The organism is Aquimarina rhodophyticola (genome assembly GCF_042434915.1).
GTDB lineage: Bacteria > Bacteroidota > Bacteroidia > Flavobacteriales > Flavobacteriaceae > Aquimarina.
In genome coordinates this window covers 2,349,476-2,373,685 of record NZ_CP170198.1, presented here as the reverse complement: position 1 = coordinate 2,373,685, position 24,210 = coordinate 2,349,476, and the positions used below count along the sequence as shown (strand labels likewise).

The window sequence follows — 24,210 nt, the reverse complement described above, 5'->3', positions numbered from 1 at the left end:
TTACTAATCGAATAATTAAATGTTTTGATATAATTGTTTAAAATGGATAATTAATTCCTACGTTGTAAACGGCTTCTGTAAAATTGTAGCCTTTAAACCAACGTTGATCTTCATCATTTGCAGGATTAAAAGTTTTAAATCCTAAGTCAAGTCGAAGTACAAAAAAATCAAAGTCATAGCGTAATCCTAGACCAGATCCTACTGCTATTTCTTGAAGATCTTTTGCTCCAGAGAAAACAGCCTCTTCTTCTTCAACATTGTCTAGTACGTTCCAGATATTCCCAGCGTCTATAAAAAAAGCTCCGTGTAATGCTCCTAAAATGTTATATCGGTATTCGATATTGGTCGCAATTTTCATGTTTGCTTCGTTAAATTCGTTACGACCTCCAGTGCTACCAGGACCAAGATCATAAGCTAGCCATGCTCTATTGTCATTAGGTCCACCTCCAAAAAAACTACGGGCAAAAGGAATACTATTGGCGTTACCGTATGGGATTGCTATGCCACCAAAGACTCTAAAAGCGAGCACGTTACGTCTACCTAAATTCCAATGTTTTATATAGCCAACTTCAGTTTTTATATATTGCGAAAATTCAACTCCAAAAATGGTATAGCGATCGTTAGAGTTTTGCGACAACCCTGCTAACCCTGCGATTGTACTTAGTACATTGCCAGCTAATTCGATTTTGGCTCTGAATCTAGAAAAATTTTCGTCATATAAATTTTCTCTAGTATTTCTTAAAAATGTATAATTTGATGCGAATATCAGGTTGTCTTCTGTTAGTCTATTTTTACGTTCCTGAATGTTTCTAATATCTTGTAATTGTTCCGTGTCAAGATCAGGATCTGGATTATCACCCAAGGATTGAGAGATAAAATTATTAGTTCCTGTAGGGATGGTTAATAAAGCATTGTCAATAGTTGTTGGGTTGGAGGTATCTTGATTGAATAATGTCGAATTTGAATCCAAAACATCTCTTGCAATGGTATTGAGTCGGTTAAAAGAGGTCTCGTATATATTGAAATAATTTTTGGTATTTAGATTTCTAACATATTGGATGTTTACCAAATCAATCTGATGTGTTAATTTTTTTGAAGGTTCCCATATATAATTGAAGGTTCCCGAAGCATTTTGCTTATCCAATCCAATATTCTGTTGGACATTGATACCAAATACCAAATTAGATGTTGGAGACATGTACTTAGGAATGATCCCTGAAGTATTAAATAGAAATAAAATTCTGGGAAAGCTAAGCTTTACATCTGCTCCAATTTCAGAAATATTAAAAAAACTGTCACTACCACTCGTGATAGCTGCATCTTTTGAGGAGCCGATACTGCCTCTTCCCGAAATCTCGAGAGTTTCTGCGCCTCTAAAAACATTTCGTATCAACAAAGATCCTCCAAAACCAATTCCGAAAGCTTGAATTTCTGAGGTGGTTATATCAAATTCAAAGTTAGCACTGTATTTCTTTCTAGGCGTAAGAAGTACATTAGCAATTAAACTACTAGAGGTTGTATCTGTGGGATCTAATTCATATTGAATGTTTGGATACTTGAATGTTCTAAGATTGCTTATTTGGTTGTAGGTAAGGGTTCTGTCTTTGTCTCTATAAATTTCGCCAGGCGTAATCAATATCGCGTTAGTAATGGCTCTACGATTAAATTTTAATTTGTCAAAACTATAAATATTATACCCTTTATAATAAAAACTATCTTTGGGAGCCTCATTTCTATACTCGTACTTGTAATCAGTAAATACGTTGACTTTACTAATAGTATGTACTTTAAAAGCAACCTTAGAAGTAGAATCACCTTTGGTTACTTGTCTATTATTGATAAGTAAGTTTAAATGTACCTTATGGTCGGTATTTACGGTATCAGCATCAAATTTTATGAATTCTTTTTCAAAGTGGTAAAGCCCAGAATTTCGATAGACATTGGTGATACGGTCTCTCTCGGCTTCAATATCTAGGGTTTTGTATTGTTTGCCAGATATTATAGTAGATTCATCTCTAGTTAATTGATAGATCGAATCGGCTACTTTTGATTCTATTTTTAAGTGTAAAGAGTCAATAAAATAGGGCTTATGAGGATAGGTGAAAAATTTAATTTGACCTCGTTTGTTATCCACTTCTATGATATCGTAATCTGTCTCTATATTAAACCATCCATTGTTCCAATAATAGGATTTGAGGCGTTGTGCAGAACGTTTTGCCCTAGCATCCTCAATAATAACAGGAGTCTCACCAGTTGTTTTTATCCATTCATTAAAAGATGTATATGCTGAGCCAAGGCGGTCAACTTGCTTTTTGGATAAGAAATTGATTAAACGTTTCTCTCGCTTTGGTGTTTTGGTTAGCCATCTTTGATATGCAGAATCTGGTTTTGGTTTTGCGAGGTTATAAATATGCAAACGAATAGGGATACCTACTAATTTTATATTAGGTTTTTGATACAATTGATTGTATAGTTTTACGTCATTGGTTTTGATACTATCTACAAAAATTTCGTTCTTTGTAAGTAAGTTTTTTCCATCGGGAACCCTTTTTACTGTATTACATGATGAGATTAGTACCGTGATTAGCGCAATAAATGATATTTTTGTCAGAAGGTGTTTCAATTCAGCCGTATTATAGGATCAAAAATACATTATTTGTATGGTTAGCAAAAACCAAAAGAAGCTAATAAAAAGTTTAAAACAAAAAAAGTTCAGAAAGCAACATAATTTGTTTGTTGCCGAAGGTAAAAAAGTCATAAATGAGTTACTTGATGCTGGCCTAGAATTACATTCTCTTTTTACTCTAGATGTATCTCTTTTTAAGGTAAGTCAAGAATATTTGCAAGTAGTTACTGTTGATGAGTTAAAACAAATCACTTTTCTCACGACTGCACAAAATGCATTAGCAGTATTTTATATTCCCAGAGCTTTAGAAGTTGTAAGCAAGGGTTTAATTGTTATGTTAGATGATGTGCGTGATCCAGGAAATCTAGGTACAATTATAAGATTGTGTGATTGGTTTGGGGTGCCAAATTTAATTTGTTCGGATCAGACCGTGGATTGTTATAATCCCAAAGTAATACAAGCTACTATGGGTTCTATTACAAGAGTAAACATAGTGTATGTAGATCTTTTACATTTTTTGAGCTCAAAAAATATTGAGAATTTACCAGTTTATGGGACGTTTATGGAGGGGTCTTCAATTTATAGTACATCACTTCCGTCAAGCGGAATAATAATTATGGGGAATGAAGCTAATGGAATTTCTCCAACCATTGAGAAGGTTGTTACGCATCGACTTGCAATTCCGCAATTTGGTCAAGGTCAAAAAACCGAAAGTCTTAATGTTGCAACAGCTACAGCTATTGTATTAAGTGAATTTTTGAGAAGCTGAAGTAATAAGCTATTGGAATGTGAAATTAATAAAAACTCCTCGACTAGACATTTTATCAATAGTTGAGGTATAGGGGCTGTTTGGATCATTATCTCTCACTAATTCATCACTCATTGCGAATACACCTCTGATAGAAGGGGTGAATTTGAAATAATAAAGATACAAATCAATCCCAAATCCAATCTCATAGTAATTGGTGCTGGTTTTGGTTCTAAACTGACCTACATTATTATCATCAGGATTATTTTCATTACTAGAAAGATTCAAAGAAGTTGAAATACCACCGACAATAAAAGGTTTAAAATTATTAAGGCGTTTTGTAGATATCTTCAAAAGTAATGGGATATGGACATACGTCGAATTAACTTCGCGAAACGCTTCGGCTTCAGTACGAAATTGGCGGCCAGAATACGTGAGATTACGCTGTGTAAAAGTAACCATAGGCTCTAATCTCAAATCCAGATAATCATTGATTCTCATATTTCCCAAAAGACCAACATTAAAACCTAATCCACCTTTGTCTACAACAATATCGGTTTCTTCGGCATCTATGTTATAATCAAAATTATAGTCATAACTATTAAAGCCTAAAATATAACCCCAGCTAAATCTGGGTTTGTCAAAATTTTGCAAATTTTGCACACGCTCTTTACTAAAAAGTTGAGCACTCATGTCCTGAGTGAAAATTAAAATTATAATTGCGAAGCAAATTCTTTTCATCTAATAAAATGTTACTTATGCACAATTGTACAAAGATTGGGTTAAAGTATAAATAATTCTGATTGAAAAAAAATCAGAATTTACTTTGATGCTTTATAAATTGTTGAAACTCCAAAAGTTTGAGGAAGATCCTCTACATTAGTAAACCCAATTTTCTTTAAAATATTGTTGAAGGTTACACCATAAGGAAAAACAGCTGCACTTTCGCTTAGGTAGGCATAGGCAGATTTGTCTTTAGAGAATATTTTTCCGATTACAGGTAAGATTTTAGTGGTATAAAAGTTGTATCCCTGTTTATAAGGTGATTTTGTAGGAACAGAGGTTTCTAATACAGCAAAAGTTCCTCCTGGTTTAAGTACACGTAATATTTCAGAAAGCCCTTTTTCTAAATTTTCAAAATTACGAACTCCAAAAGCAACTGTAATCGCATCAAAATAGTCGTCTTCATAAGGTAAGTTTTCGCTATCTGCTTGGATCATAGTTATGGTCTTATCAAGCTTTTTTGTAGCAATTTTTTTCTTTCCAACTTCCAACATTCCAGAAGAGATATCAAGCCCTATGATTTCAGTAGCGCCAGTTTCTACCAGGTTAATTGCTAAGTCTCCAGTTCCCGTCGCTACATCCAAAATACGTTTTGGATTGGATTTTGAAACTATTGCAACTAGTCGCTTTCTCCACTTTATATCAATTCCTAATGATATAACACGATTAAGGCCATCATAATTACCCGATATGGTGTCAAACATTTCGGTCACTTGTTCCTTCTTACTTCGTGAAGTATCATTGTAAGGGGTTATCTTTTCGGGCATCTAATTAAATTTTTGCAAATATACAGTTTTGAGAGGTATACATTCTGTATTTGTTCTAGATTTCATCTATTGTCTTATCATGTTTTGATATAGAATTTTTTGAGGTGATGAGCTCTTAAAGGGATTGTATAACCCTCAACTAATATTTTATAACTAATTATATTTCTATTATCTTTGTACTCTTTTATATTTAAGAAATGATGGTTTTTTACTTTGATAACTGCCATTTAGTGACTTAAATTGAATTAAATTTATCTATGATAAACCTGAAACAAAACAAATGAAAATTATAATTGCCGGTGCAGGTGAGGTTGGATTTCATTTGGCTAAGTTACTCTCTTTCGAATCTCAAGATATTACCCTAATCGACACTAATAAAGATAGTCTGAGTTATGCAGATGCACATTTGGATATTCGTGTCATTAAAGGAGATGCTACTTCAATCGCTATTTTAAAGGAAGCCAAAGTAAATGATGTAGATATGGTAATTGGGGTTACCGAAAGTGAGACTACAAATATCACTATTTGTGTTCTTGCAAAACAATTAGGCGCAAAACGTACCATTGCTCGTATTTCAAATACAGAGTTTATTGAAAATAAAGAGGAAGTTGGTTTTTTTCGATTTGGAATCGACGAATTAATTTCGCCAGAAGCACTTGCAGCTAGTGAAATTGAATTATTGTTAAATCAATCTGCTTTTAATGATAGTTATGAGTTCGAAAATGGAGCGCTTACTATGGTGGGTACAAGTTTATCAGATAAAGCTTTATTTGTTGGTAAAACTGTAAGTCAAGCAGCAGAAATTTTTCAAGAATTGCATTTTATGCCAATTGCTATACAGCGATATGGAACGCAATATACATTGATTCCTCGAGGTGATACAGTTTTTAAAGAAGGGGATCAGGTATATTTTGTAACTTCTCTAGGAGGTGTTGATGAGTTGTATAAACTTACAGGAAAATTTAAGGAGCAAATACGCAATGTAATGATCCTGGGGGGTAGTAAAATTGGACTTAAAACTACACAAGATCTTTGTGATCATAAGTTTAGAGTCAAATTGATTGAAAATGACAAAGAAAAAGCATTTGATTTGGCAGATGATTGTCCCAATGCTTTGGTAATTAATGGTGACGGTAGAAATGTAGAGCTTCTTGAAGAAGAGGGTATCGGCGAGATGGATGCTTTTATAGCGGTTACTGGTAATTCTGAGACTAATATCATGTCATGTTTGGTTGCAAAATCAAAAGGTGTTCGCAAGACAATAGCTTTGGTTGAGAATATGGACTATTTTCAACTATCGCACTCTATTGGTATTGATACGTTGATTAATAAGAAATTACTGGCAGCTAATAATATCTTTAGATTTATTAGAAAGGGAGATGTTGTTGCTATGACTAAGCTCAACAATATGAATGCCGAATTGTTGGAGTTTATAGTCAAACCTACATCAGAGGTGAGTGATAACTTAATTAAGGATTTGGATTTTCCTAGGTCAGCAGTAATTGCTGGAGTGATCAGAGATGGTAAGGGAATAATTCCGCTAGGTGAGTTTTATATAAAAGCAGGCGATAGGGTCGTTGTGTGTTGTCTACCTAAATCTATCAAAAAGATCGAAAAACTTTTTCTGTAAGTATGTCCAAACTTAACTATCAAATTATTTCACATATTATGGGGCTTCTATTGCTCTGTAATGGTGGATTCATGCTTATTGCTACGGTTGTAAGTCTTATTTGCGATGATGGTGTAACTACCGAAATCATGCTGGCATCACTTGCAACCATGTTTGTAGGAATAATGTTGATGTTTTTGACAAAAGATCATCAAAAAAAAATTAATAAGCGAGAGGGATATATCGTTGTTACTTTTGGTTGGATATTGATGTCGTTAAGCGGCACATTGCCTTATATATTTTCTGGAGCCATTCCTTCGTTTACCAATGCTTTCTTTGAAACAATGTCTGGGTATACTACTACTGGGGCTTCTATTTTAAATGACATAGAAATTATACCTAAAGGTATTTTGTTTTGGAGGAGTTTAACCCATTGGATAGGTGGTATGGGGATTATCGTTTTGGCAATTGCGATACTACCATTATTGGGTATTGGCGGTATGCAATTATTTGCAGCAGAAGCTCCCGGGCCTAATGCAGATAAGTTACATCCTAGAATTACGGATACTGCAAAACGTTTATGGTATATTTATGTAGGATATACTGCTGCCGAAACTGTATTGCTGAAGTTGGCGGGAATGAGCTTTTTTGATGCTATAAACCATTCGCTAAGTACACTTTCTACTGGAGGTTTTTCTACAAAAAACACCAGCGTTGCATACTGGAATGATCAGCCTATAATTCAATATATCATTATTCTATTCATGTTTTTGGCTGGAGCTAATTTTGTTCTTAGTTATTTTGGTTTCAAAGGTAAAGTTCAAAAAATAATTAAAGACGAAGAGTTTAAATTGTATTCGTTTTTTATTATCATTTTTTCGATTATTTCTGCTGTTATTATTTATTATAAAGCAGATGTTTCTTTATCGTTAATAGATCATCCTATGGTTTGGGGAGAGGCAGAAAGTTCTTTTCGTCATGCCTTATTTCAAGTCTTAGCGGTAGTTACAACAACAGGATTCGTTAGTGCTGATTTTACGTTATGGTCGCCTTTTTTAAAGATTTTCTTTTTTGGATTAATGTTTTTAGGGGGCTCTGCAGGTTCTACAGCAGGAGGAATGAAGGTCGTTCGACATTTAATTACTATACGCAATGGTATGATGGAATTTAAGCGTACTCTCCACCCTAATGCAATCATACCGGTACGGTACAATAAAAAATCAGTTTCAAAAGAAATTGTGTTTAATATTTTGGCGTTTTTTATTTTATATATGCTGGCTTTTATTATTGGTTCTTTGGTATTAGGTGCATTGGGTCTAGATTTTGAAACTGCAATTGGTGGAGCTGCTTCTTCATTGGGTAATGTAGGACCAGCCTTCGGGAAACTTAGTCCAGTCAATAATTTTGATGTCTTACCTGTTTTAGGAAAATGGTGGTGCTCTTTTTTAATGCTTATCGGTAGATTGGAGTTATTTACGGTTCTTATATTATTAACACCTTTTTTCTGGCGAAATCGCTAATTTGAGCTCTATTGGATTTCAAAAGGGCTGTGAGAATGTGGATTGGTTTGCCAAAGACGAGCTACTTTTTTTACCGTATCTTTAACTTTGCCAGTAATGGTACCAAGATGTTCTTGATCTATAAAAAAGATGTCTAGAATAGCCTGATAATATCTAATGAAGTTTTTGTCAAATTCTTTTTCTGGACTGATATCCAAAATCTCCTTGTCTGTCTTTCTAACCTTAAAGTTTTGCTTAAAAATGTGAAGTACATTAGTTTGTACAATACGCTCTTTTTCCTTGATATCCATAGAGTTGTGTTTTGGTTAATTAATAACACTTTTTATTGGATAAGCTGACGTTTTATACTTAAATCTAAAAAACAAACTGAAGTTGATATCAGCTCATTAAGGGGTGAGTCGGAAAGTACTTTACAAATATACCTTAACTATATAAGTTTTCTAATTTTGTAAATCATAAAAAAACTTTAAACTTTAGATAGGATTTAAAAAAAACAAAAGTCAATATGTAGGGTACATGTTGACTTTTGTTTTAATATAATAGATTATCAGTAGTATTAACTCACAGCTTTTTTAATTCTTTTAAAAGCTTCTTTTATCTGTTCTTGGCTCGCTGCATATGAGAGTCGGATACATTCTGGGTTTCCAAACGCTTCACCAGTAACTGTAGCTACATTAGCATGCTCTAATAGAAACATAGAGAAATCAGTAGCTGTTTTAATTTTCATACCCTTCAATTCTTTTCCAAAGAAATGAGAAATGTTCGGAAAAACATAAAAAGCTCCTTCTGGTGTATTGCTTTCAAAACCTTTTATATCTCTTAATAAATTTAAAACAAGTTCTCGTCTGTTTTTAAACTCGTCAACCATGTATTTAATATTGCTAACAGGTGATTCTAAAGCTGTAATTACCGCTCTTTGTGCAATACAATTGGCTCCACTAGTTACTTGACCTTGTATTTTATTACATGCTCGAGCAATAACAGTAGGAGCGCCAATATAACCGATTCTCCATCCTGTCATAGCAAAAGCTTTAGCAACCCCATTAACGGTTACTGTTCTTTCATACATGTCATCAAACTGAGCCATAGATGCGTGACCACCTACATAATTAATGTGTTCATAAATTTCGTCACTAACAACAATAATTTCTGGATAGTTTTGAAGCACATCTGCCAAAGCTCTCAATTCTTCTTTGCTATATATAGAACCACTTGGATTGCATGGAGAACTATACCAAATCATTTTAGTTTTTGGAGTAATAGCAGCTTCTAGTTGCTCGGCAGTAATCTTAAAATCAGTATCGATTGTAGTGGCTACTTCAATAGGAATACCACCTGCAAGTTTGATGATATCACTATAACTAACCCAATACGGGCATGGTAAAATAACCTCATCCCCAGGGTTGATACATACTTGAGCAATATTGTACAAGGCTTGCTTTGCACCCGTAGAAACTACAATTTGAGATCTATCATAGGTGAGCTCGTTATCACGCTTAAATTTTGTTATGATGGCATCTTTTAACTCAACGTAACCATCGACAGGAGTGTAAGAATTATAATTATCATTAACAGCTTGTATAGCAGCATTTTTAATGTAATCAGGGGTGTTAAAATCTGGTTCTCCAAGGCTTAAGCCAATAATATCTATGCCGTCAGCTTTTAATTCTCTTGTTTTAGCGGCCATTGCAAGCGTAGCTGATGCAGCCAGGTTGTTAATTCTGTCTGAGAGTTGTATGCTCATTGTGATATGTGAATAAAGGTTATTGGTTATATAGCGGGTTTCATGCCCATTTCTTTTAAATGTCTAAAATGTGCCATAATAGCCTTACGTGTAGTTTTATACTCATTATACGGTAAATTAAATTCTAAAGCAGTCTGCTTCACAATTTTTGAAATTTTTGTGTAATGGATATGACTAATATGAGGAAAGATATGGTGTTCAACTTGATGATTTAAGCCACCCGTAAACCAATTGACAATCCGATTTTTAGTTGAAAAATTGACTGTTGTGAACAATTGATGTATAGCCCAGGTATTTTTCATACTCCCTGTATTATCTGGCAATGGCATCTCGGTATCTTCTACGATATGGGCTAACTGAAATACAATGCTTAGAATAAGACCAGCTACATAATGCATAATGAAAAAGCCAATGAGGATTTTCCACCAAGCTATGGATAGGATTAACATAGGAATAACAATCCATATAACTACATAAATTATTTTGGTAATTACTACATTACTCCATTGTTTCCAAGGTGTAGGTAATTTTCCATACGATAATTTACGAGCAAGATAACGCTTGGTTTGTTTAAAATCTGTTGTTAATGCCCAGTTAAAAGTTAGAAGCCCGTATAAAAAAACGGAGTAATATTGTTGAAATTTATGAAAACGTCTCCAAGTTGAATGCTCTGTAAAACGTATAATCCTACCGGCATCAAGATCTTCGTCATGTCCGTGTATATTAGTGTAGGTGTGGTGCAGGACATTGTGCTGTACTTGCCAATTGTATACATTGCCAGCCAAAATGTAGAGGCTGCTTCCCATTAGTTTGTTCAGCCATTTTTTAGAAGAATAAGAACCATGATTTCCATCGTGCATCACATTCATGCCTACTCCAGCCATGCCAATCCCCATTATGACAGTTAACAAAAGCATCCACCATTGTGAAATGTCAAATGTCAAAATTAGAAAATAGGGGGTTAAAAATAAAGAGAACATTACCATGGTTTTGAAATAAAGTTTCCAATTACCAGTACGTTTGATATTATTTTCTTTAAAGTAGGTATTAACTCGTTTATTCAAAGTTCTGAAAAACTTAGCAGAATCACCTCGGCTAAAGTGTATGTTGGGTGTAGTCATGGGATATGAGTTTACGAAAAAACGTTGCTTAACGTTAAGTGAGTGTAAATTTAGGGATTATATTTTTTAAAGTTCTTAAAAGAGTAAATTTTATAATGTTAAGATGTATTTTTGCGATTTAATTTATAGGGTAATGAACGAAATTTTAAAATACTTTCCAGACCTTTCAGAAAAGCAACTGGATCAATTTACAAGGCTAGAGGCTCTGTACTTTGATTGGAACGCAAAAATTAACGTTATCTCAAGAAAGGATATTGAAACCTTATATACACGGCATGTCTTACATTCTTTAGGAATTGCTAAAATTTTGAAATTTGTACCAGGAGCATCGGTGCTTGATGTAGGTACAGGTGGTGGCTTTCCTGGGATACCGCTAGCTATTCTTTTTCCAGAAACTACATTTTATCTTATAGATGTAATTGCAAAAAAGATAAAAGTGGTAAATGAAGTTGCAACTGCCCTTGAGTTGCATAATGTGACTGCAGAACAACGTAGGGCAGGTACATTTGATCAACGTTTTGACTTTATTGTTAGTAGGGCTGTTACTAATATGCCAGATTTTGTTAAATGGATACGTAAGAATATCAAAAAGAAAAATGTGCACACCCTTACAAACGGAATATTGTATTTAAAAGGAGGTGATCTTACCGAAGAACTAGCTTTGTTTCCGAAAGCTGTAGAACATAAACTTTCTGATTATTTTGAGGAGGATTTCTTTGAAACTAAAAAAGTTGTATACCTGCCAATAAAATATAGACTCTAGTTTCTTTTTTGGATCAAAGGCGCTAACGATAGTAAGAGGTAGTTCATTGAATTATTTTTTACCTTTGTATAACCATATCAAGAGTTTACAAGGGTTGGTCGGTCATATTTTAGAAAGAATAGTAAACATTCTTATAATTGAGAGTAAGGTTAGCTCAACTCATCGTATAAATTGCCAAGGTATTTCCTTTCTTATCATAAACTATAGTATGCAATGCTACTAAAGTTTCTGTTCCTTTTAATGGTAGAGGCAATTTTGTGCTATTTATTCTAAATACTTAATTTAAGTAGATATAGATGTAACCTTTAGGTATGAGGTGTAAATTCCAAAACTACTCAAGATTATAAAAGTAAATACTGCATAATAAATAAAATTATGCAGTATTTATGAAAACTCTTTATTTATTTTATTCCCCTAAGAAAGGATATCTATAGTCTGTGGGAGTAACGAACGTCTCTTTAATGGTACGAGGAGAAACCCAACGTAAAAGGTTGAGATAAGAACCTGCTTTGTCATTGGTTCCAGATGCACGTGCGCCACCAAAAGGTTGTTGCCCAACTACAGCTCCTGTTGGTTTGTCATTTATATAAAAGTTACCAGCTGCATTTTGTAGTGCTTTAGTAGCTTCAGTTGCAGCATAACGATCTCTTGAGAAAATTGCTCCAGTCAGCGCATATTCACTTGTCTCGTCTACTAATTTTAAAGTTTCGTTCCAAGTAGCATCTTCATATACATAAATAGTGATTACAGGTCCAAAAAGTTCTGTGCACATAGTTGTGTATTTAGGATCTTTTGCTACAATAACTGTGGGTTCGACAAAGTATCCTTTTGATTTGTCGTAGTTACCACCAATTATGATCTCGGCATCTGTATCTTTTTGCGCTTGATCAATATATTTTGCAAGTTTATCAAATGATCCTTCATGAATTACTGCGGTAATAAAATTGCTCATATCCTCTGGAGATCCCATTTTGAAGGATTGCACATCTTGGATAACATATTTTTTAACATCTTCCCAAATACTTTTTGGAATGTAAGCTCTAGAAGCTGCGCTACATTTTTGACCCTGAAATTCGAAAGCGCCACGAGAAATTCCTGTTGCTACTTGTTTAGGGTCTGCACTAGGATGTGCAACTATAAAATCTTTCCCACCAGTCTCGCCAACAATTCTAGGGTATGTGTTATATGTATGTATATTGGCACCAATTTTGGCCCAAATGTCTTTAAATACATGTGTACTTCCTGTAAAGTGAACTCCTGCAAAATCTTTGCTAGCTAAGACTGTGTCTGTAATCATAACAGGATCACCATACACTACATTAATAACACCGTCTGGAACTCCAGCTTCTTTAAAAATGTCTATAATTACTTTGGCAGAATAAATCTGACTGTCACTAGGTTTCCAGATAACAGTATTTCCCATAAGCGCAGCACTTGCAGGTAAATTACCAGCTATAGCGGTAAAGTTAAATGGTGTAATTGCATACACAAAACCTTCGAGGGGGCGATATTCTAAACGATTCCATGCTCCCGAGGTGGAGGCTGGTTGCTCGTTGTAGATTTGAGTCATGAATTCAACGTTAAACCGAAGAAAATCGATAAGCTCACAGGCCGCGTCAATCTCCGCTTGAAAAATATTCTTTGATTGCGCTAACATAGTAGCTGCATTAATTTTTGCTCGGTAGGGACCAGCAATCAATTCTGCAGCTTTTAAAAACACAGCTGCGCGTTGTTCCCATGCAAGATTCGCCCATTCTGTTCTTGCTTCTAGTGCAGTGTCAATAGCTTGTTGTATATGTTTTTTTTCAGCTCTATGATAGTTTCCGAGAATATGTTTGTGATCGTGAGGAGGTGACATCGTTGCTGTATCTCCTGTTTTTATTTCTTCACCATTAATGTATAAAGGTACTTCTACCGTGCTGTTATACATTTTTTTATATGTAGTAAGTACTTCGTCACGCTCTGGGGTGCCAGGAGCATATGATTTTATCGGTTCATTGATTGCCTTTGGTACTTGAAAAAAACCTTTTGCCATGTTAAGATGTTTTTTAATGTGTTAGTAACTTGGTCGACAAAGATAGAAAATTAATAAGGCTTATGCTTGGTTTAACTTTTAATAAATCTGTCTAAACTCAACTTTTATTTGTAAGTTTCAAGGCTTTAAATCGACTTATATTTTTATGTGTACAGTTACCTTACAACTAAAACCAAACAATAATTTTGTTCTTACCTCTAATAGGGATGAATCTGTTAATAGAGAAACCTTAGCGCCGCAATTATATAGTTATAAAGGTTCCAATATGATATATCCCAAAGATATACGTGCTGGTGGTAGTTGGATTGGTATGAGTGATAATAAAAGTATGGTATGTCTTTTGAATGGAGGGTATCGAAAGCATATACCTAAGCCTCCATATAGATTGAGTAGAGGTATTGTAGTTAAAGAATTATTGAGTTCTTTAAATTTGTACAAACGGCTTACATCTTTTAATTATATAGGTATAGAGCCTTTTACTATTATAGCTGCTCAATGGAAAGAAGTGTTAGAGTTTTATGAACTTATTTGGGATGGTACAAAAGCACATCTTAGTACTTTAGAAGGCACGAACTATATATGGTCGTCGTCTACTTTATATGATAAAAAATCACAAAAAGCACGAAGTATGTGGTTCAGAGAATTTTTAAAAGAAAAACCTGAAAATTCAAATCAATTTCTTGATTTTCATAAAACAGCTGGTCATGATAATAAAGATTTTGGATTACAAATTAACCGTGGTTTGTTGAAGACGCTTAGCGTAACCCAGATAACTAAAGATGCGAATGAGGTTATTATGCGTTATGAAGAGTTGTTAAAAGACTCCCCTCAAGTTGTTTATAACTGTTTAAAAGAGACAAATTCTCAAGTTACTTCTAAGTAATTGTAACAGAGTAATACTATGAATACTGGTAAAATTATAGTTCTCGCTTTCCCAGATACATTCGTAAAATATTCAGATGAATTTGCTTTGCGTCTATTTCCTTTTTTGGGCTTGGGCAAAAATCGTTATATCAAAGCAGGGCATGCCGCATTGGTCTTGATACATAATAAATCAGGAGATGCAGCGTACTATGATTTTGGGCGTTATATGACGCCATCTGGATTAGGAAGGGTTAGGAGTGCATTGACCGATGTTGAATTAGAGCTTCCTATGCATGCTATATTTAATGAGAAGGGCGATCTTATCAATTTAGATGAATTTTTAAAATGGCTCGAATCGCATCCCGAATATACGCATGGTGAAGGACGTCTTGTGGCTTCGCTGTGTTCTGACATCAATTTTGAAGATGCCAAAAAGTATCTTTTAACTATGCAAGATCAAGGTAGTTTACCGTACCGAGCTTTTGGGAGAAAAGGAAGTAATTGCTCGAGATTAGTAACTGAAACCCTTATTCAAAGCACAACTAATAAACGTATAAAGAGGTGTCTTACACGTATAAAGCTGTTTACGCCAAGTCCATTGGGAAATGTTTTTTACGCTTCTTCAAAACGAACGATTTACACGGTCAAAGATGGGAGTGTTCAATTGTATGATAAATCTGTAACACGCGAGAATCTCTTTAATTATTTTGACAAGAGAATTCCTAAATATGCTATAACACAATCTAAAACCTTGCCTTTAAACTCTAAGAATTTATTCTTTTTGAGTGGGGTAGGAAGTAGTGCATTTTTTTATATTAGAGAAGTTCATGATAAGAATGAGTATATTATTCAGCGACTAACTCCAAGTGGTGTTTTAGATTTTGAAGGAGTATTTATAGTTGAGAAGGGGGCGTTTGATTTTGAAAATAACTTTCAAATTATTTATGATTCTAATTGCTTGTACTGTCATATTGAACAAGAAAATAAAATTTATAAATTATTACGAATTCAACGTACCTTCTAATTTAATGAAAATGTTGCATTTAGCTTGAAGCTTGGTATAAATACTTTAAATTTTGTAGCTGAAGTAAAATTAATCATCTTGTAATAACCTTTCATGGCTCCAAAGGGTGAGTGAAGTAGACAGCCACTACTATAAGTGTGCGTTTCTCCAGGCTGTAAAACTGGTTTTTTCCCTATTACACCTTCTCCTTCTACAATTTCGTTGTGATTTAAAGCGTCTTTAATTTTCCAAAATCTAGAGGTAAGTTGTACAATATCGCTACTTTGATTTTCTATGGAAATTATATAGGCAAATGCATAAAAAATTTGATTATCTTTTATGAAAGTACCTTCGAAAGAAGTGTTTACAGAAATCTTTATGCCTTTTGTAACTTGTTCAATCATATGAAACGGTAAAAACGATCCGACTATCAATGCTACTAGAACCCATACTCGCTAATATAAAGAATAAAATTTTTGCTTAAATAATTTTAACAATAGTTTTTGGGTATGTAAATGTCCATATAGGTGGGTGAAAAGCTTGATTTTTTGAAAATACATTAATTTTGAATAGTTGTAGCGTTAGCTTGGCCTTTACCAACAACACGGTCATATCTAGCTCCTGGAGCTCTATAATATGCTAGAACTGTATAGTTATTTTCTGTTTCATCAAAGTTACCACTGATAAATCCAAGATCTATAATGCCGTTTTCATTACGTAATACATATTTGTAGTTGTAAAAACCTTGTTTAAGACGAATTTTTAATTCAAAAAGTCCAGAGTCTTTATTGTAAATTAATTTATTCGAAGTATTTATTTCATAGTTATTAAAGTCTCCATATAGGTATAATTCACCTTTTCCTATAGGTTCGTAACACTGTAAAGCAAAATGCATCCATACATAATCTGCTCCCGTATTACTGTTCTCAGATCGCAGATTTCGAATTATAAAACCACCATTAATATCGGGGTTATAAGTATAGTTGCGATTGGATCTAACTATGTTAGTGTATAAATAGTGATGATATAGATCATCTTCTAATGAGATACGTTTTATATTCGATGTAGCAGATCTAATTTCTTTATTGTCATAAAAAAGGAACTCATTACCTCCCCAAAAACTTGACTCCTGATCATATCGATAAACCAGTTTATTGCTTAAGTTATATTGAGGTTTTAAGGTAGTTATACTGTTTTGCAGATCTCCATTTTGAATAATTAATGTCTTTACGGTATGATCAGGATTTCTGAAAAATGAATTTTTAGGATCAATCTCAAAATGCACACTTTGTTTAGTATTAATATATTTTAAATCTCTAGAACGCTTTATTTCGACCTTTATCGACGCATTATTTTCATAAACGATTAACTTTCTAAAAAAGATTAGCTCATTATCATCATTATAAATTTCGATTTTGTAGTTGCCACTTACTTTGAGGCTGTAGGTATCTTCATTAGGGATAGTGAGTGTATAGTGGCTATACATTTGCAATGTATTAAAGGAGTTTTCATAGGTTGTGATACGAATGTCATCAAACCCATCTAAATACTCATTTTTTGATAACTGAGAAGGAGACCAGTCAAAATCACAATGCACTATTTTATAATAATAATCTGTTTCGTCTCCATTAATGTCATCAAAGCTCATGCGTATCGGTTCTCCTATTTTAAGAATAGGAATTCCTGTTTCATCTGGAGCTCTAGAAAATTGAATGGACTTTATATAGGGTGCAGTATACGTCTCAGATTTTGTTAATTGAGCTGAAATATTTTGTAAATTAGATGCGATAATAAATACTATAATTATAAGATGTCGAAAAAATGAGTAGGACATTTGTTTGTTTTTTTTGAGTAAATATAAACAAAAGTATTTCTAAAAACTTGAATAGCTACGTGTAATGGTCGTGAATTATTTAGAAAGATTATAAATAAAATCTTATAACACAACCTACTTTCACTTACATCTTTTAATTAGTAAATTTGCACGATTTTTTTAGTTAATTAACATAGACTTTAAATATGTCAAAAGACATTCGTATCAGAAAAGGCTTAGATATTAAGCTGATTGGCGAAGCAGAGAAAGTTACTGTAGATGCCACTCGAAGTAATATCAATGCTATTAGGCCTGATGATTTTCATGGCATTGTGCCAAAGGTCATGGCCAAGTTAGGCACAGAAGTTAAGGCGGGAGACCCTCTTTTTCATTCGAAATCTAACGATAAAATATTATTTCCTTCCCCAGTAAGTGGAGAAGTAGTAGAAATCGTTAGGGGTGCAAAACGTAAGATTTTAGCCTTTAAAATTTTAGCCGATAAAGAGCAGCAATACAAAGACTTTGGAATCAAAAATGTGGGTACCATGTCTGGAGAAGAGGTGAAAAATCACTTACTTGCATCAGGATGTTGGCCATTTATTAAACAACGTCCATATGATGTGATAGCTGATCCTAATATTGCGCCCAAAGCAATTTATATTTCTGCTTATGCAACAGCCCCGTTAACGGCATCGTACGAGTATATTTTACAAGGTAAAGAAGCAGAGCTTCAAGCTGCACTTACAGCGCTGAGTAAAATGACATCTGGCAGTGTACATGTATCGGTTGGTGATACGAATACCTCTGCATTTGCAAAGCTTAATGATATAACACTTCATTCGGTGTCTGGTCCGCATCCAGCGGGGAATGTGAGTGTACAAATCGCTAATATAGATCCTATTAATAAGGGAGAAACTGTCTGGGTTGTTACACCGCAAGATCTGATTATTATAGGTGAATTGTTGTTGACTGGTAATTTTAATTCTGAACGTCTTATAGCGCTAGTAGGTTCTTCTGTTAAAAATCCAAAATATTATAAAACTCGCATAGGAGCAGAGGTTGCTACGGTTGTATACGATTCTGGAGTCAAAGACGAGAACATTCGTGTTATAAGTGGGAATGTTTTGACTGGTGACAATGTTAAGCCTGATGGTCATATTGGATTTTATCATAATACGATTACCGTCATTCCAGAAGGGGATGACTATGAGTTTTTTGGGTGGAATAAGCCTGTTTTTAATAAAATATCTACATCTAGAGCATTAACTTTTTCTTGGTTATTTCCAAATAAAAAATACGAATTGGATACAAATACGAATGGTGAACATCGTGCTTTTGTAGTAACGGGCAATTATGAAGAGGTTTTTCCTTTTGATATCTATCCATTACAGTTATTAAAAGCGTGTGTTGTCAATGACCTTGACGCTATGGAGCAATTAGGTATGTATGAAATAGCTCCCGAGGATTTTGCGTTGACCGAGTTTGTATGTGTTTCAAAACAGCCTCATCAACAGATTGTTAGAGAAGGTTTAGATTTAATGTTAAAAGAAATTGGGTAGCTATGAGCTTAAAAAATAAATTACATCAATTAAAACTTAAGTACAAGGATAAAAAGATGGCGCCTGCGTTTAATGCACTCCATACTTTTTTGTATTTGCCAAATGAGACCACACACTCTGGAGCACATGTTAGAGCTGCAGATGATTTGAAGCGTACCATGAATACCGTTATTATGGCCTTGGTGCCATGCCTAATTTTTGGTATTTTCAACGCAGGCTATCAGCACTATTCTGCAATCAACGGTTTTCCTGAGAATTTTTCACTTTTTGAGCATTTTATTAATTGGGAAAATTTTGTTCTAGGTGCATGGACAGTGTTGCCTTTAGTTATTGTTTCTTACGGAGTAGGACTTGCAGTAGAATTTCTTTTTGCAGTTATCAAAGGACACGAAGTTGAAGAAGGATACTTGGTAACAGGGATGTTAGTACCTTTGATAGTGCCAATCGATATTCCCTTATGGATGTTATCGGTAGCAGTTATTTTTGGAGTTGTTATAGGTAAAGAAGTTTTTGGTGGTACGGGTATGAATATTTTAAATCCAGCTTTAACAATACGAGCCTTTCTATTTTTTGCATATCCTACTTGGATGTCTGGAGATAAAGTTTGGGTGCACGAAGCTGTCGAAAGAGCAGGTACTGCTGATGCTATCTCTGGAGAAACTATTTTAGGAACGTTAGCACAAAGTAATCCTGTTCAGTTTTCGATATCAGATATGTTTTATGGGTATATCCCTGGATCTGTAGGTGAAACCTCTACCTTATTAATTCTTATCGGTGCTGCAATTTTAATCTTTAGTAAAGTTGCTAGTTGGAGAATTATAGTAAGTGGTTTTGCGGGAGCTGCACTCATGGGATTATTGTTCAATGGTATAGTCAATGCAGGATGGATAGAAGCTTCGAGTAAGTTTTATGGTTTGATGAGCACACCATTTTGGCAACATTTAATTATCGGTAGTATTGCCTTTGGAGTTGTTTTTATGGCAACAGATCCAGTATCTGGTTCTCAAACAAATAAAGGAAAATGGATTTATGGATTTTTAATAGGATTTATTTCAATTCTTATTCGTGTGTTTAATCCAGCCTATCCAGAAGGAGTATTCTTAGCAATTTTGTTAATGAATGTTTTTGCTCCTACAATAGACCATTATGTGGTACAAGGGAATATCAAAAAGAGAATGAAACGTTTAAAATTAAAAACAGCGTAATCATGGCTATGAATACAGATAAGAATAATTACACAATCATTTTCTCTGTGATAATGGTATTTGTGGTCGGAGCGTTATTAGCTGGTGTATCTTCGATACTAAAGCCAGACATTGCAATCAATAAAAAGAAAGAAAAGCAGCAAAATATCTTGTTTGCTATGAATATAACAGATCAAGAGGACCCAAATAAATTTGTACCTGCTGATAAAGCGCAAGCTCTTTTTGATCAATATGTTGGTGGAGAACAGTATATAATCGTAGATGGTAATGCAACTAAGACTACAGATGCTTTTGAGGTTGATATCAAAAAAGAAGGTGATAAAGCTAAACTAGATGCAAATTATCAAAGAAAATTACCTTTATTTATTGGCGAAAAAGATGGAGATAAATTTTATATCATACCAGTTCGCGGTAATGGTTTATGGGATGCTATCTGGGGGTATGTTGCGTTAAATGATGATTTTGATACAGTAAAAGGTGCATTTTTCGATCATAAAGGAGAGACTCCTGGTTTGGGAGCTAATATCACAGAAGCTTATTTTCGTGAAGACTTTTTAGGCGAAAAAATACTAGATGCTGCTGGTAATTACAGAGGTATTGAAGTTAAAAAAGGAAACTCAGATCCAAAGAATGATCGTAAAGATGATAATGCAGTGGATGCATTAGCAGGCGCAACAATTACAGGGAACGGAGTTACCAGTATGATTAAAAAAGGTATTAAAATGTATTTACCTTATTTTGAAACATTAAAAAAATAAGCAATGGCTGAAGTAACTACAGAAGAAGTTAAAATTAAAGAGCCTAGAGAGCCTTTATTTTCGAAAAAAAACAAAAAGTTGCTAACCGATCCTCTAGCAGACAATAACCCTATTACTATTCAGGTATTAGGAATATGTTCTGCCTTAGCGATTACTGCACAACTTAAGCCATCAATAGTGATGGCGATATCGGTAATTTTTGTACTAGGTATTGGTAATGTTGTTATTTCGTTAATGCGAAATGTAATACCATCAAAAATTAGAATTATTGTTCAACTAGTAGTAGTAGCAGCATTAGTAATTATAGTAGATCAAGTTCTTAAAGCATTTGCTTACGAATTAAGTAAGCAGTTATCAGTATTTATCGGGTTGATCATAACCAACTGTATCATTATGGGACGTTTTGAAGCTTTTGCCTTGGGTAATGGTCCTTGGAAGTCCTTTTTAGACGGTGTTGGTAACGCTGCTGGATACGGATTGTTATTAGTAATTGTAGCATTTTTTAGAGAACTTTTAGGATCTGGAACATTATTTGGGTTCAAAGTTTTGGGAGACCCTATAGAGAAAACAGGACTTTACGCCTTTGGATACGAAAACAATGGTTTTATGGTATTAGCGCCAATGGCACTAATTACTGTAGGAATTATAATTTGGGTACAACGTAGCAAAAATAAAGCCCTAATCGAAGATCATTAGAAATTTATAATTGCTGAGAATTGAAATAGAAAAATAAGACTATTTCTAAGTTAAGTAATACTAATATAAACGCAATATAAAATGGAATATTTAGAATTGTTTTTAAAATCAATTTTTATAGATAATATGGTATTTGCATTCTTTTTAGGAATGTGTTCTTACCTAGCAGTATCTAAAAAAGTAGCGACTGCAGTAGGTCTGGGAGCGGCAGTTATTTTTGTACTCGCAATAACTGTACCTTTAAACTTCTTGTTGGATAAGTATTTGCTTCAAGAAGGTGCGCTAGTGTGGTTGGGACCAGAATATGCAAGTTATGATTTAAGTTTTCTTACTTTTATCTTGTTTATAGCTACGATTGCTACAATGGTACAATTAGTAGAAATTATAGTCGAAAAGTTTTCTCCATCTTTATACAATTCTTTAGGTATTTTTCTTCCCTTGATCGCAGTAAACTGTGCTATTTTGGGAGGATCTTTGTTTATGCAACAGAAAGAATTTCCAGCGATATCCCATGCTGCGGTATACGGTATTGGATCTGGTATCGGTTGGTTTTTAGCAATATTAGCTATAGCAGCAATTCGTGAAAAAATCAGATATTCAAATGTTCCTGCGCCACTTAGGGGATTAGGTATAACTTTTATTTTAACAGGTTTAATGGCTATCGGATTTATGAGTTTTGGCGGTATGCTTACTGGTGGTGACGAGGAAGAAGCCAAAGAACCTAATAATGCTCAAGTTGAGATAATACAAAAAAAGGCTACCAAAGAAGTAGCTAACAATACAAACGTTTCAATACTTAAATAATATGATATTTTTAGCGTCAACAGTTGGAACCATCGTAATTACAGTGATCGCCTTTTTGGTGTTGACCTTGGTATTAGTTGGGATTTTACTATTTGCAAAGGACAAATTACTACCATCAGGACCAGTTAAAATTACAATTAACGGGGAGAAAGAGATTGAAGTAGCCTCTGGCGGAAGTCTTTTATCTACATTGGGAGCTCAAAAAATATTCTTACCATCAGCCTGTGGAGGTGGAGGTACTTGTATTCAATGTGAATGTCACGTTCTTGAAGGTGGGGGTGAAGCTCTACCTACAGAAACTCCTCATTTTTCGAGGAAAGAACTTCAGCATGGAGCACGGTTAGCATGTCAGGTAAAAGTAAAGCAAGATATGAATATCGAGATACCTGAAGAAGTTTTTGGTATCAAGAAGTGGGAGGCCGAGGTAGTTCGTAATTATAATGTTGCTTCTTTTATCAAAGAATTTGTAGTACGTATTCCAGAAGATATGAACTACAAAGCAGGAGGTTATATTCAAATTGAAATTCCTCAATGTGAGGTGAAATTTGCTGATATGGATATCACAGCACATCCTGAAGAGCATGAAACTCCAGATAAATTTCAAGAAGAGTGGGATAAGTTTAACTTATGGCCCTTGGTTATGAAAAATAATGAAACCGTAGAAAGAGCTTATTCTATGGCTTCTTATCCAGCAGAAGGTCGTGATATTATGTTAAACGTTCGTATTGCAACTCCGCCATGGGATCGTGCTAAGAATGGATGGATGGATGTTAATCCTGGTATTGCTTCTTCATACATTTTTTCTAGAAAGCCAGGTGATAAAGTAACCATATCTGGACCTTATGGAGAGTTCTTTATCAATGAAACCGAATCAGAAATGTTATATGTTGGAGGTGGAGCAGGTATGGCACCAATGCGATCTCATTTATATCATTTATTTAAAACTTTGCAGACTGGACGTGTCGTAACGTTTTGGTATGGAGGTAGATCAAAAAGAGAACTTTTCTATTTAGATCATTTCTATGAGTTAGAAAAGACATTTCCGAATTTCAAATTTTATTTAGCTTTGTCTGAACCGTTAGAAATCGATAATTGGAAGGTTAAAAAGGATATTAACGATACCGAAGGTGATGGATTTGTAGGATTTGTTCATAACGTAGTTATCGACAATTATTTAAGTCATCATGAAGCACCAGAGGATATCGAACTTTATTTTTGCGGACCACCTTTAATGAACAAAGCTGTCCAAAAAATGGGAGAAGATTTTGGTATTCCAGATGAGAATATTCGATTTGATGACTTTGGAGGATAATCGCATTAGAAGTTTAAAAAACCGACAAATCTTGTCGGTTTTTTTGTATGCTTATTTTTTATATTTTTATTTCTGAAGAATTTAAATAAGTATATATTGCCATGACTAGGATTTTAACGGAACAAGAACTTCATAATTTAGCGATGAATATTGTCGGTAAAGATTTGGAAGCCCTTGGTTATGAATTTGTTGCGATAAACAGTAAGCTGGGCAAGCATCCACAGTTTGTGTGTATTGATTCTCAAAACGTTTATTATTTTGTATTAGTTAAAGCTGTAAGTTATCCTAATAATCCCAATGTATATGATATGATCTGGATGGAAACCTTTAAAAAACATGCCGCTAGTAAGAGCGCTAAAGTGCTTTTTGCTGGAGTAGGTCTTCAAAATGCTTTACATCCAAAGCAACCATTACTTCTCGATCAAGATTATCTTTTAAATTATTCAGGTTTACAAACCATCGAAAATCAATTAAATTGAT

General features: G+C 34.2%; 22 protein-coding genes. 13 read left to right on the top strand and 9 right to left on the bottom strand.

Annotated elements, in window-relative coordinates; translation table 11 throughout:
* Positions 1 to 37: 37 nt before the first annotated feature.
* Positions 38 to 2,623 carry a BamA/TamA family outer membrane protein gene (locus tag ACE939_RS10280; protein ID WP_378185484.1) on the bottom strand — a complete coding sequence of 862 codons (2,586 nt, stop codon included), beginning with the start codon at positions 2,621 to 2,623 and terminating at the stop codon, positions 38 to 40.
* Between the two features lie 37 nt (positions 2,624 to 2,660).
* Between ACE939_RS10280 and ACE939_RS10275 the strand changes: the two genes are divergently transcribed.
* Entirely contained in the window at positions 2,661 to 3,395 is a 735-nt protein-coding gene (locus ACE939_RS10275) for a TrmH family RNA methyltransferase (protein ID WP_378185483.1), read from the top strand.
* A 9-nt stretch (positions 3,396 to 3,404) separates the two neighbouring features.
* Here the strand turns inward: ACE939_RS10275 and ACE939_RS10270 are convergent, their stop codons facing one another.
* Both ACE939_RS10270 and ubiE read right to left on the bottom strand, forming a co-directional pair.
* The gene (locus ACE939_RS10270; protein ID WP_378185481.1) at positions 3,405 to 4,115 is read right to left on the bottom strand and encodes a porin family protein; all 711 of its coding nucleotides are present in this window, start codon (positions 4,113 to 4,115) and stop codon (positions 3,405 to 3,407) included.
* An 80-nt stretch (positions 4,116 to 4,195) separates the two neighbouring features.
* Complete coding sequence (gene ubiE / locus ACE939_RS10265) at positions 4,196 to 4,924, bottom strand: bifunctional demethylmenaquinone methyltransferase/2-methoxy-6-polyprenyl-1,4-benzoquinol methylase UbiE (protein ID WP_378185480.1); 729 nt, start codon at positions 4,922 to 4,924, stop codon at positions 4,196 to 4,198.
* 280 nt (positions 4,925 to 5,204) lie between these two features.
* On the opposite strand from ubiE, the gene trkA reads away from it, so the two are divergent.
* Positions 5,205 to 6,554: a Trk system potassium transporter TrkA gene (trkA, locus tag ACE939_RS10260; RefSeq protein WP_378185479.1), complete on the top strand. Its 1,350-nt coding sequence runs from the start codon at positions 5,205 to 5,207 to the stop codon at positions 6,552 to 6,554.
* Positions 6,555 to 6,556: 2 nt separating this feature from the next.
* Positions 6,557 to 8,053: a TrkH family potassium uptake protein gene (locus ACE939_RS10255; protein WP_378185478.1), complete on the top strand. Its 1,497-nt coding sequence runs from the start codon at positions 6,557 to 6,559 to the stop codon at positions 8,051 to 8,053.
* 8 nt (positions 8,054 to 8,061) lie between these two features.
* Here the strand turns inward: ACE939_RS10255 and ACE939_RS10250 are convergent, their stop codons facing one another.
* The 3 genes from ACE939_RS10250 to ACE939_RS10240 form a co-directional block, all read right to left on the bottom strand.
* The gene (locus ACE939_RS10250; RefSeq protein WP_378185477.1) at positions 8,062 to 8,343 is read right to left on the bottom strand and encodes a hypothetical protein; all 282 of its coding nucleotides are present in this window, start codon (positions 8,341 to 8,343) and stop codon (positions 8,062 to 8,064) included.
* A 266-nt stretch (positions 8,344 to 8,609) separates the two neighbouring features.
* On the bottom strand, positions 8,610 to 9,797 hold the full coding sequence (locus ACE939_RS10245; RefSeq protein ID WP_378185476.1) for a pyridoxal phosphate-dependent aminotransferase: 1,188 nt from the start codon (positions 9,795 to 9,797) through the stop codon (positions 8,610 to 8,612).
* Between the two features lie 26 nt (positions 9,798 to 9,823).
* Entirely contained in the window at positions 9,824 to 10,918 is a 1,095-nt protein-coding gene (locus tag ACE939_RS10240) for a fatty acid desaturase family protein (protein WP_378185475.1), read from the bottom strand.
* A 133-nt stretch (positions 10,919 to 11,051) separates the two neighbouring features.
* Here ACE939_RS10240 and rsmG point away from each other — a divergent pair, with 133 nt between their 5' ends.
* Entirely contained in the window at positions 11,052 to 11,681 is a 630-nt protein-coding gene (rsmG, locus tag ACE939_RS10235) for a 16S rRNA (guanine(527)-N(7))-methyltransferase RsmG (RefSeq protein ID WP_378185474.1), read from the top strand.
* A 406-nt stretch (positions 11,682 to 12,087) separates the two neighbouring features.
* On the opposite strand, the gene pruA is transcribed toward rsmG, so the two are convergent.
* Positions 12,088 to 13,716 carry an L-glutamate gamma-semialdehyde dehydrogenase gene (pruA, locus tag ACE939_RS10230; RefSeq protein ID WP_378185473.1) on the bottom strand — a complete coding sequence of 543 codons (1,629 nt, stop codon included), beginning with the start codon at positions 13,714 to 13,716 and terminating at the stop codon, positions 12,088 to 12,090.
* 145 nt (positions 13,717 to 13,861) lie between these two features.
* On the opposite strand from pruA, the gene ACE939_RS10225 reads away from it, so the two are divergent.
* Both ACE939_RS10225 and ACE939_RS10220 read left to right on the top strand, forming a co-directional pair.
* Positions 13,862 to 14,599 (top strand): NRDE family protein, encoded by a 738-nt coding sequence (locus ACE939_RS10225; protein ID WP_378185472.1) that lies wholly within the window; start codon positions 13,862 to 13,864, stop codon positions 14,597 to 14,599.
* 18 nt (positions 14,600 to 14,617) lie between these two features.
* Positions 14,618 to 15,604 (top strand): DUF6695 family protein, encoded by a 987-nt coding sequence (locus ACE939_RS10220; protein WP_378185471.1) that lies wholly within the window; start codon positions 14,618 to 14,620, stop codon positions 15,602 to 15,604.
* On the opposite strand, the gene apaG is transcribed toward ACE939_RS10220, so the two are convergent.
* Positions 15,601 to 15,987 carry a Co2+/Mg2+ efflux protein ApaG gene (apaG, locus tag ACE939_RS10215; protein ID WP_378185470.1) on the bottom strand — a complete coding sequence of 129 codons (387 nt, stop codon included), beginning with the start codon at positions 15,985 to 15,987 and terminating at the stop codon, positions 15,601 to 15,603. The two genes, ACE939_RS10220 and apaG, sit on opposite strands and share 4 nt — an antisense overlap.
* A 155-nt stretch (positions 15,988 to 16,142) precedes the next feature.
* Positions 16,143 to 17,417, bottom strand: a complete 1,275-nt coding sequence (locus ACE939_RS10210; protein ID WP_378185469.1) for a DUF5103 domain-containing protein — start codon at positions 17,415 to 17,417, stop codon at positions 16,143 to 16,145.
* Between the two features lie 185 nt (positions 17,418 to 17,602).
* Between ACE939_RS10210 and ACE939_RS10205 the strand changes: the two genes are divergently transcribed.
* From ACE939_RS10205 to ACE939_RS10175, 7 genes are all read left to right on the top strand, one after another.
* Positions 17,603 to 18,955 carry a Na(+)-translocating NADH-quinone reductase subunit A gene (locus ACE939_RS10205; RefSeq protein WP_378185468.1) on the top strand — a complete coding sequence of 451 codons (1,353 nt, stop codon included), beginning with the start codon at positions 17,603 to 17,605 and terminating at the stop codon, positions 18,953 to 18,955.
* 2 nt (positions 18,956 to 18,957) lie between these two features.
* Positions 18,958 to 20,160 (top strand): NADH:ubiquinone reductase (Na(+)-transporting) subunit B, encoded by a 1,203-nt coding sequence (locus ACE939_RS10200; RefSeq protein WP_378185467.1) that lies wholly within the window; start codon positions 18,958 to 18,960, stop codon positions 20,158 to 20,160.
* Between the two features lie 2 nt (positions 20,161 to 20,162).
* The gene (locus tag ACE939_RS10195; RefSeq protein ID WP_378185466.1) at positions 20,163 to 20,918 is read left to right on the top strand and encodes a Na(+)-translocating NADH-quinone reductase subunit C; all 756 of its coding nucleotides are present in this window, start codon (positions 20,163 to 20,165) and stop codon (positions 20,916 to 20,918) included.
* Positions 20,919 to 20,921: 3 nt separating this feature from the next.
* Entirely contained in the window at positions 20,922 to 21,614 is a 693-nt protein-coding gene (locus ACE939_RS10190) for an NADH:ubiquinone reductase (Na(+)-transporting) subunit D (RefSeq protein ID WP_378185465.1), read from the top strand.
* An 81-nt stretch (positions 21,615 to 21,695) separates the two neighbouring features.
* A complete protein-coding gene (gene nqrE / locus ACE939_RS10185; RefSeq protein ID WP_378185464.1) occupies positions 21,696 to 22,418 on the top strand; it encodes an NADH:ubiquinone reductase (Na(+)-transporting) subunit E in 723 nt (240 codons plus the stop codon).
* A gap of 1 nt (position 22,419) precedes the next feature.
* Positions 22,420 to 23,730 carry an NADH:ubiquinone reductase (Na(+)-transporting) subunit F gene (nqrF, locus tag ACE939_RS10180; RefSeq protein WP_378185463.1) on the top strand — a complete coding sequence of 437 codons (1,311 nt, stop codon included), beginning with the start codon at positions 22,420 to 22,422 and terminating at the stop codon, positions 23,728 to 23,730.
* 101 nt (positions 23,731 to 23,831) lie between these two features.
* Positions 23,832 to 24,209, top strand: coding sequence for a Na(+)-translocating NADH-quinone reductase subunit F (locus tag ACE939_RS10175; RefSeq protein ID WP_378185462.1), 378 nt, complete (start codon positions 23,832 to 23,834; stop codon positions 24,207 to 24,209).
* Position 24,210: the final 1 nt, after the last annotated feature.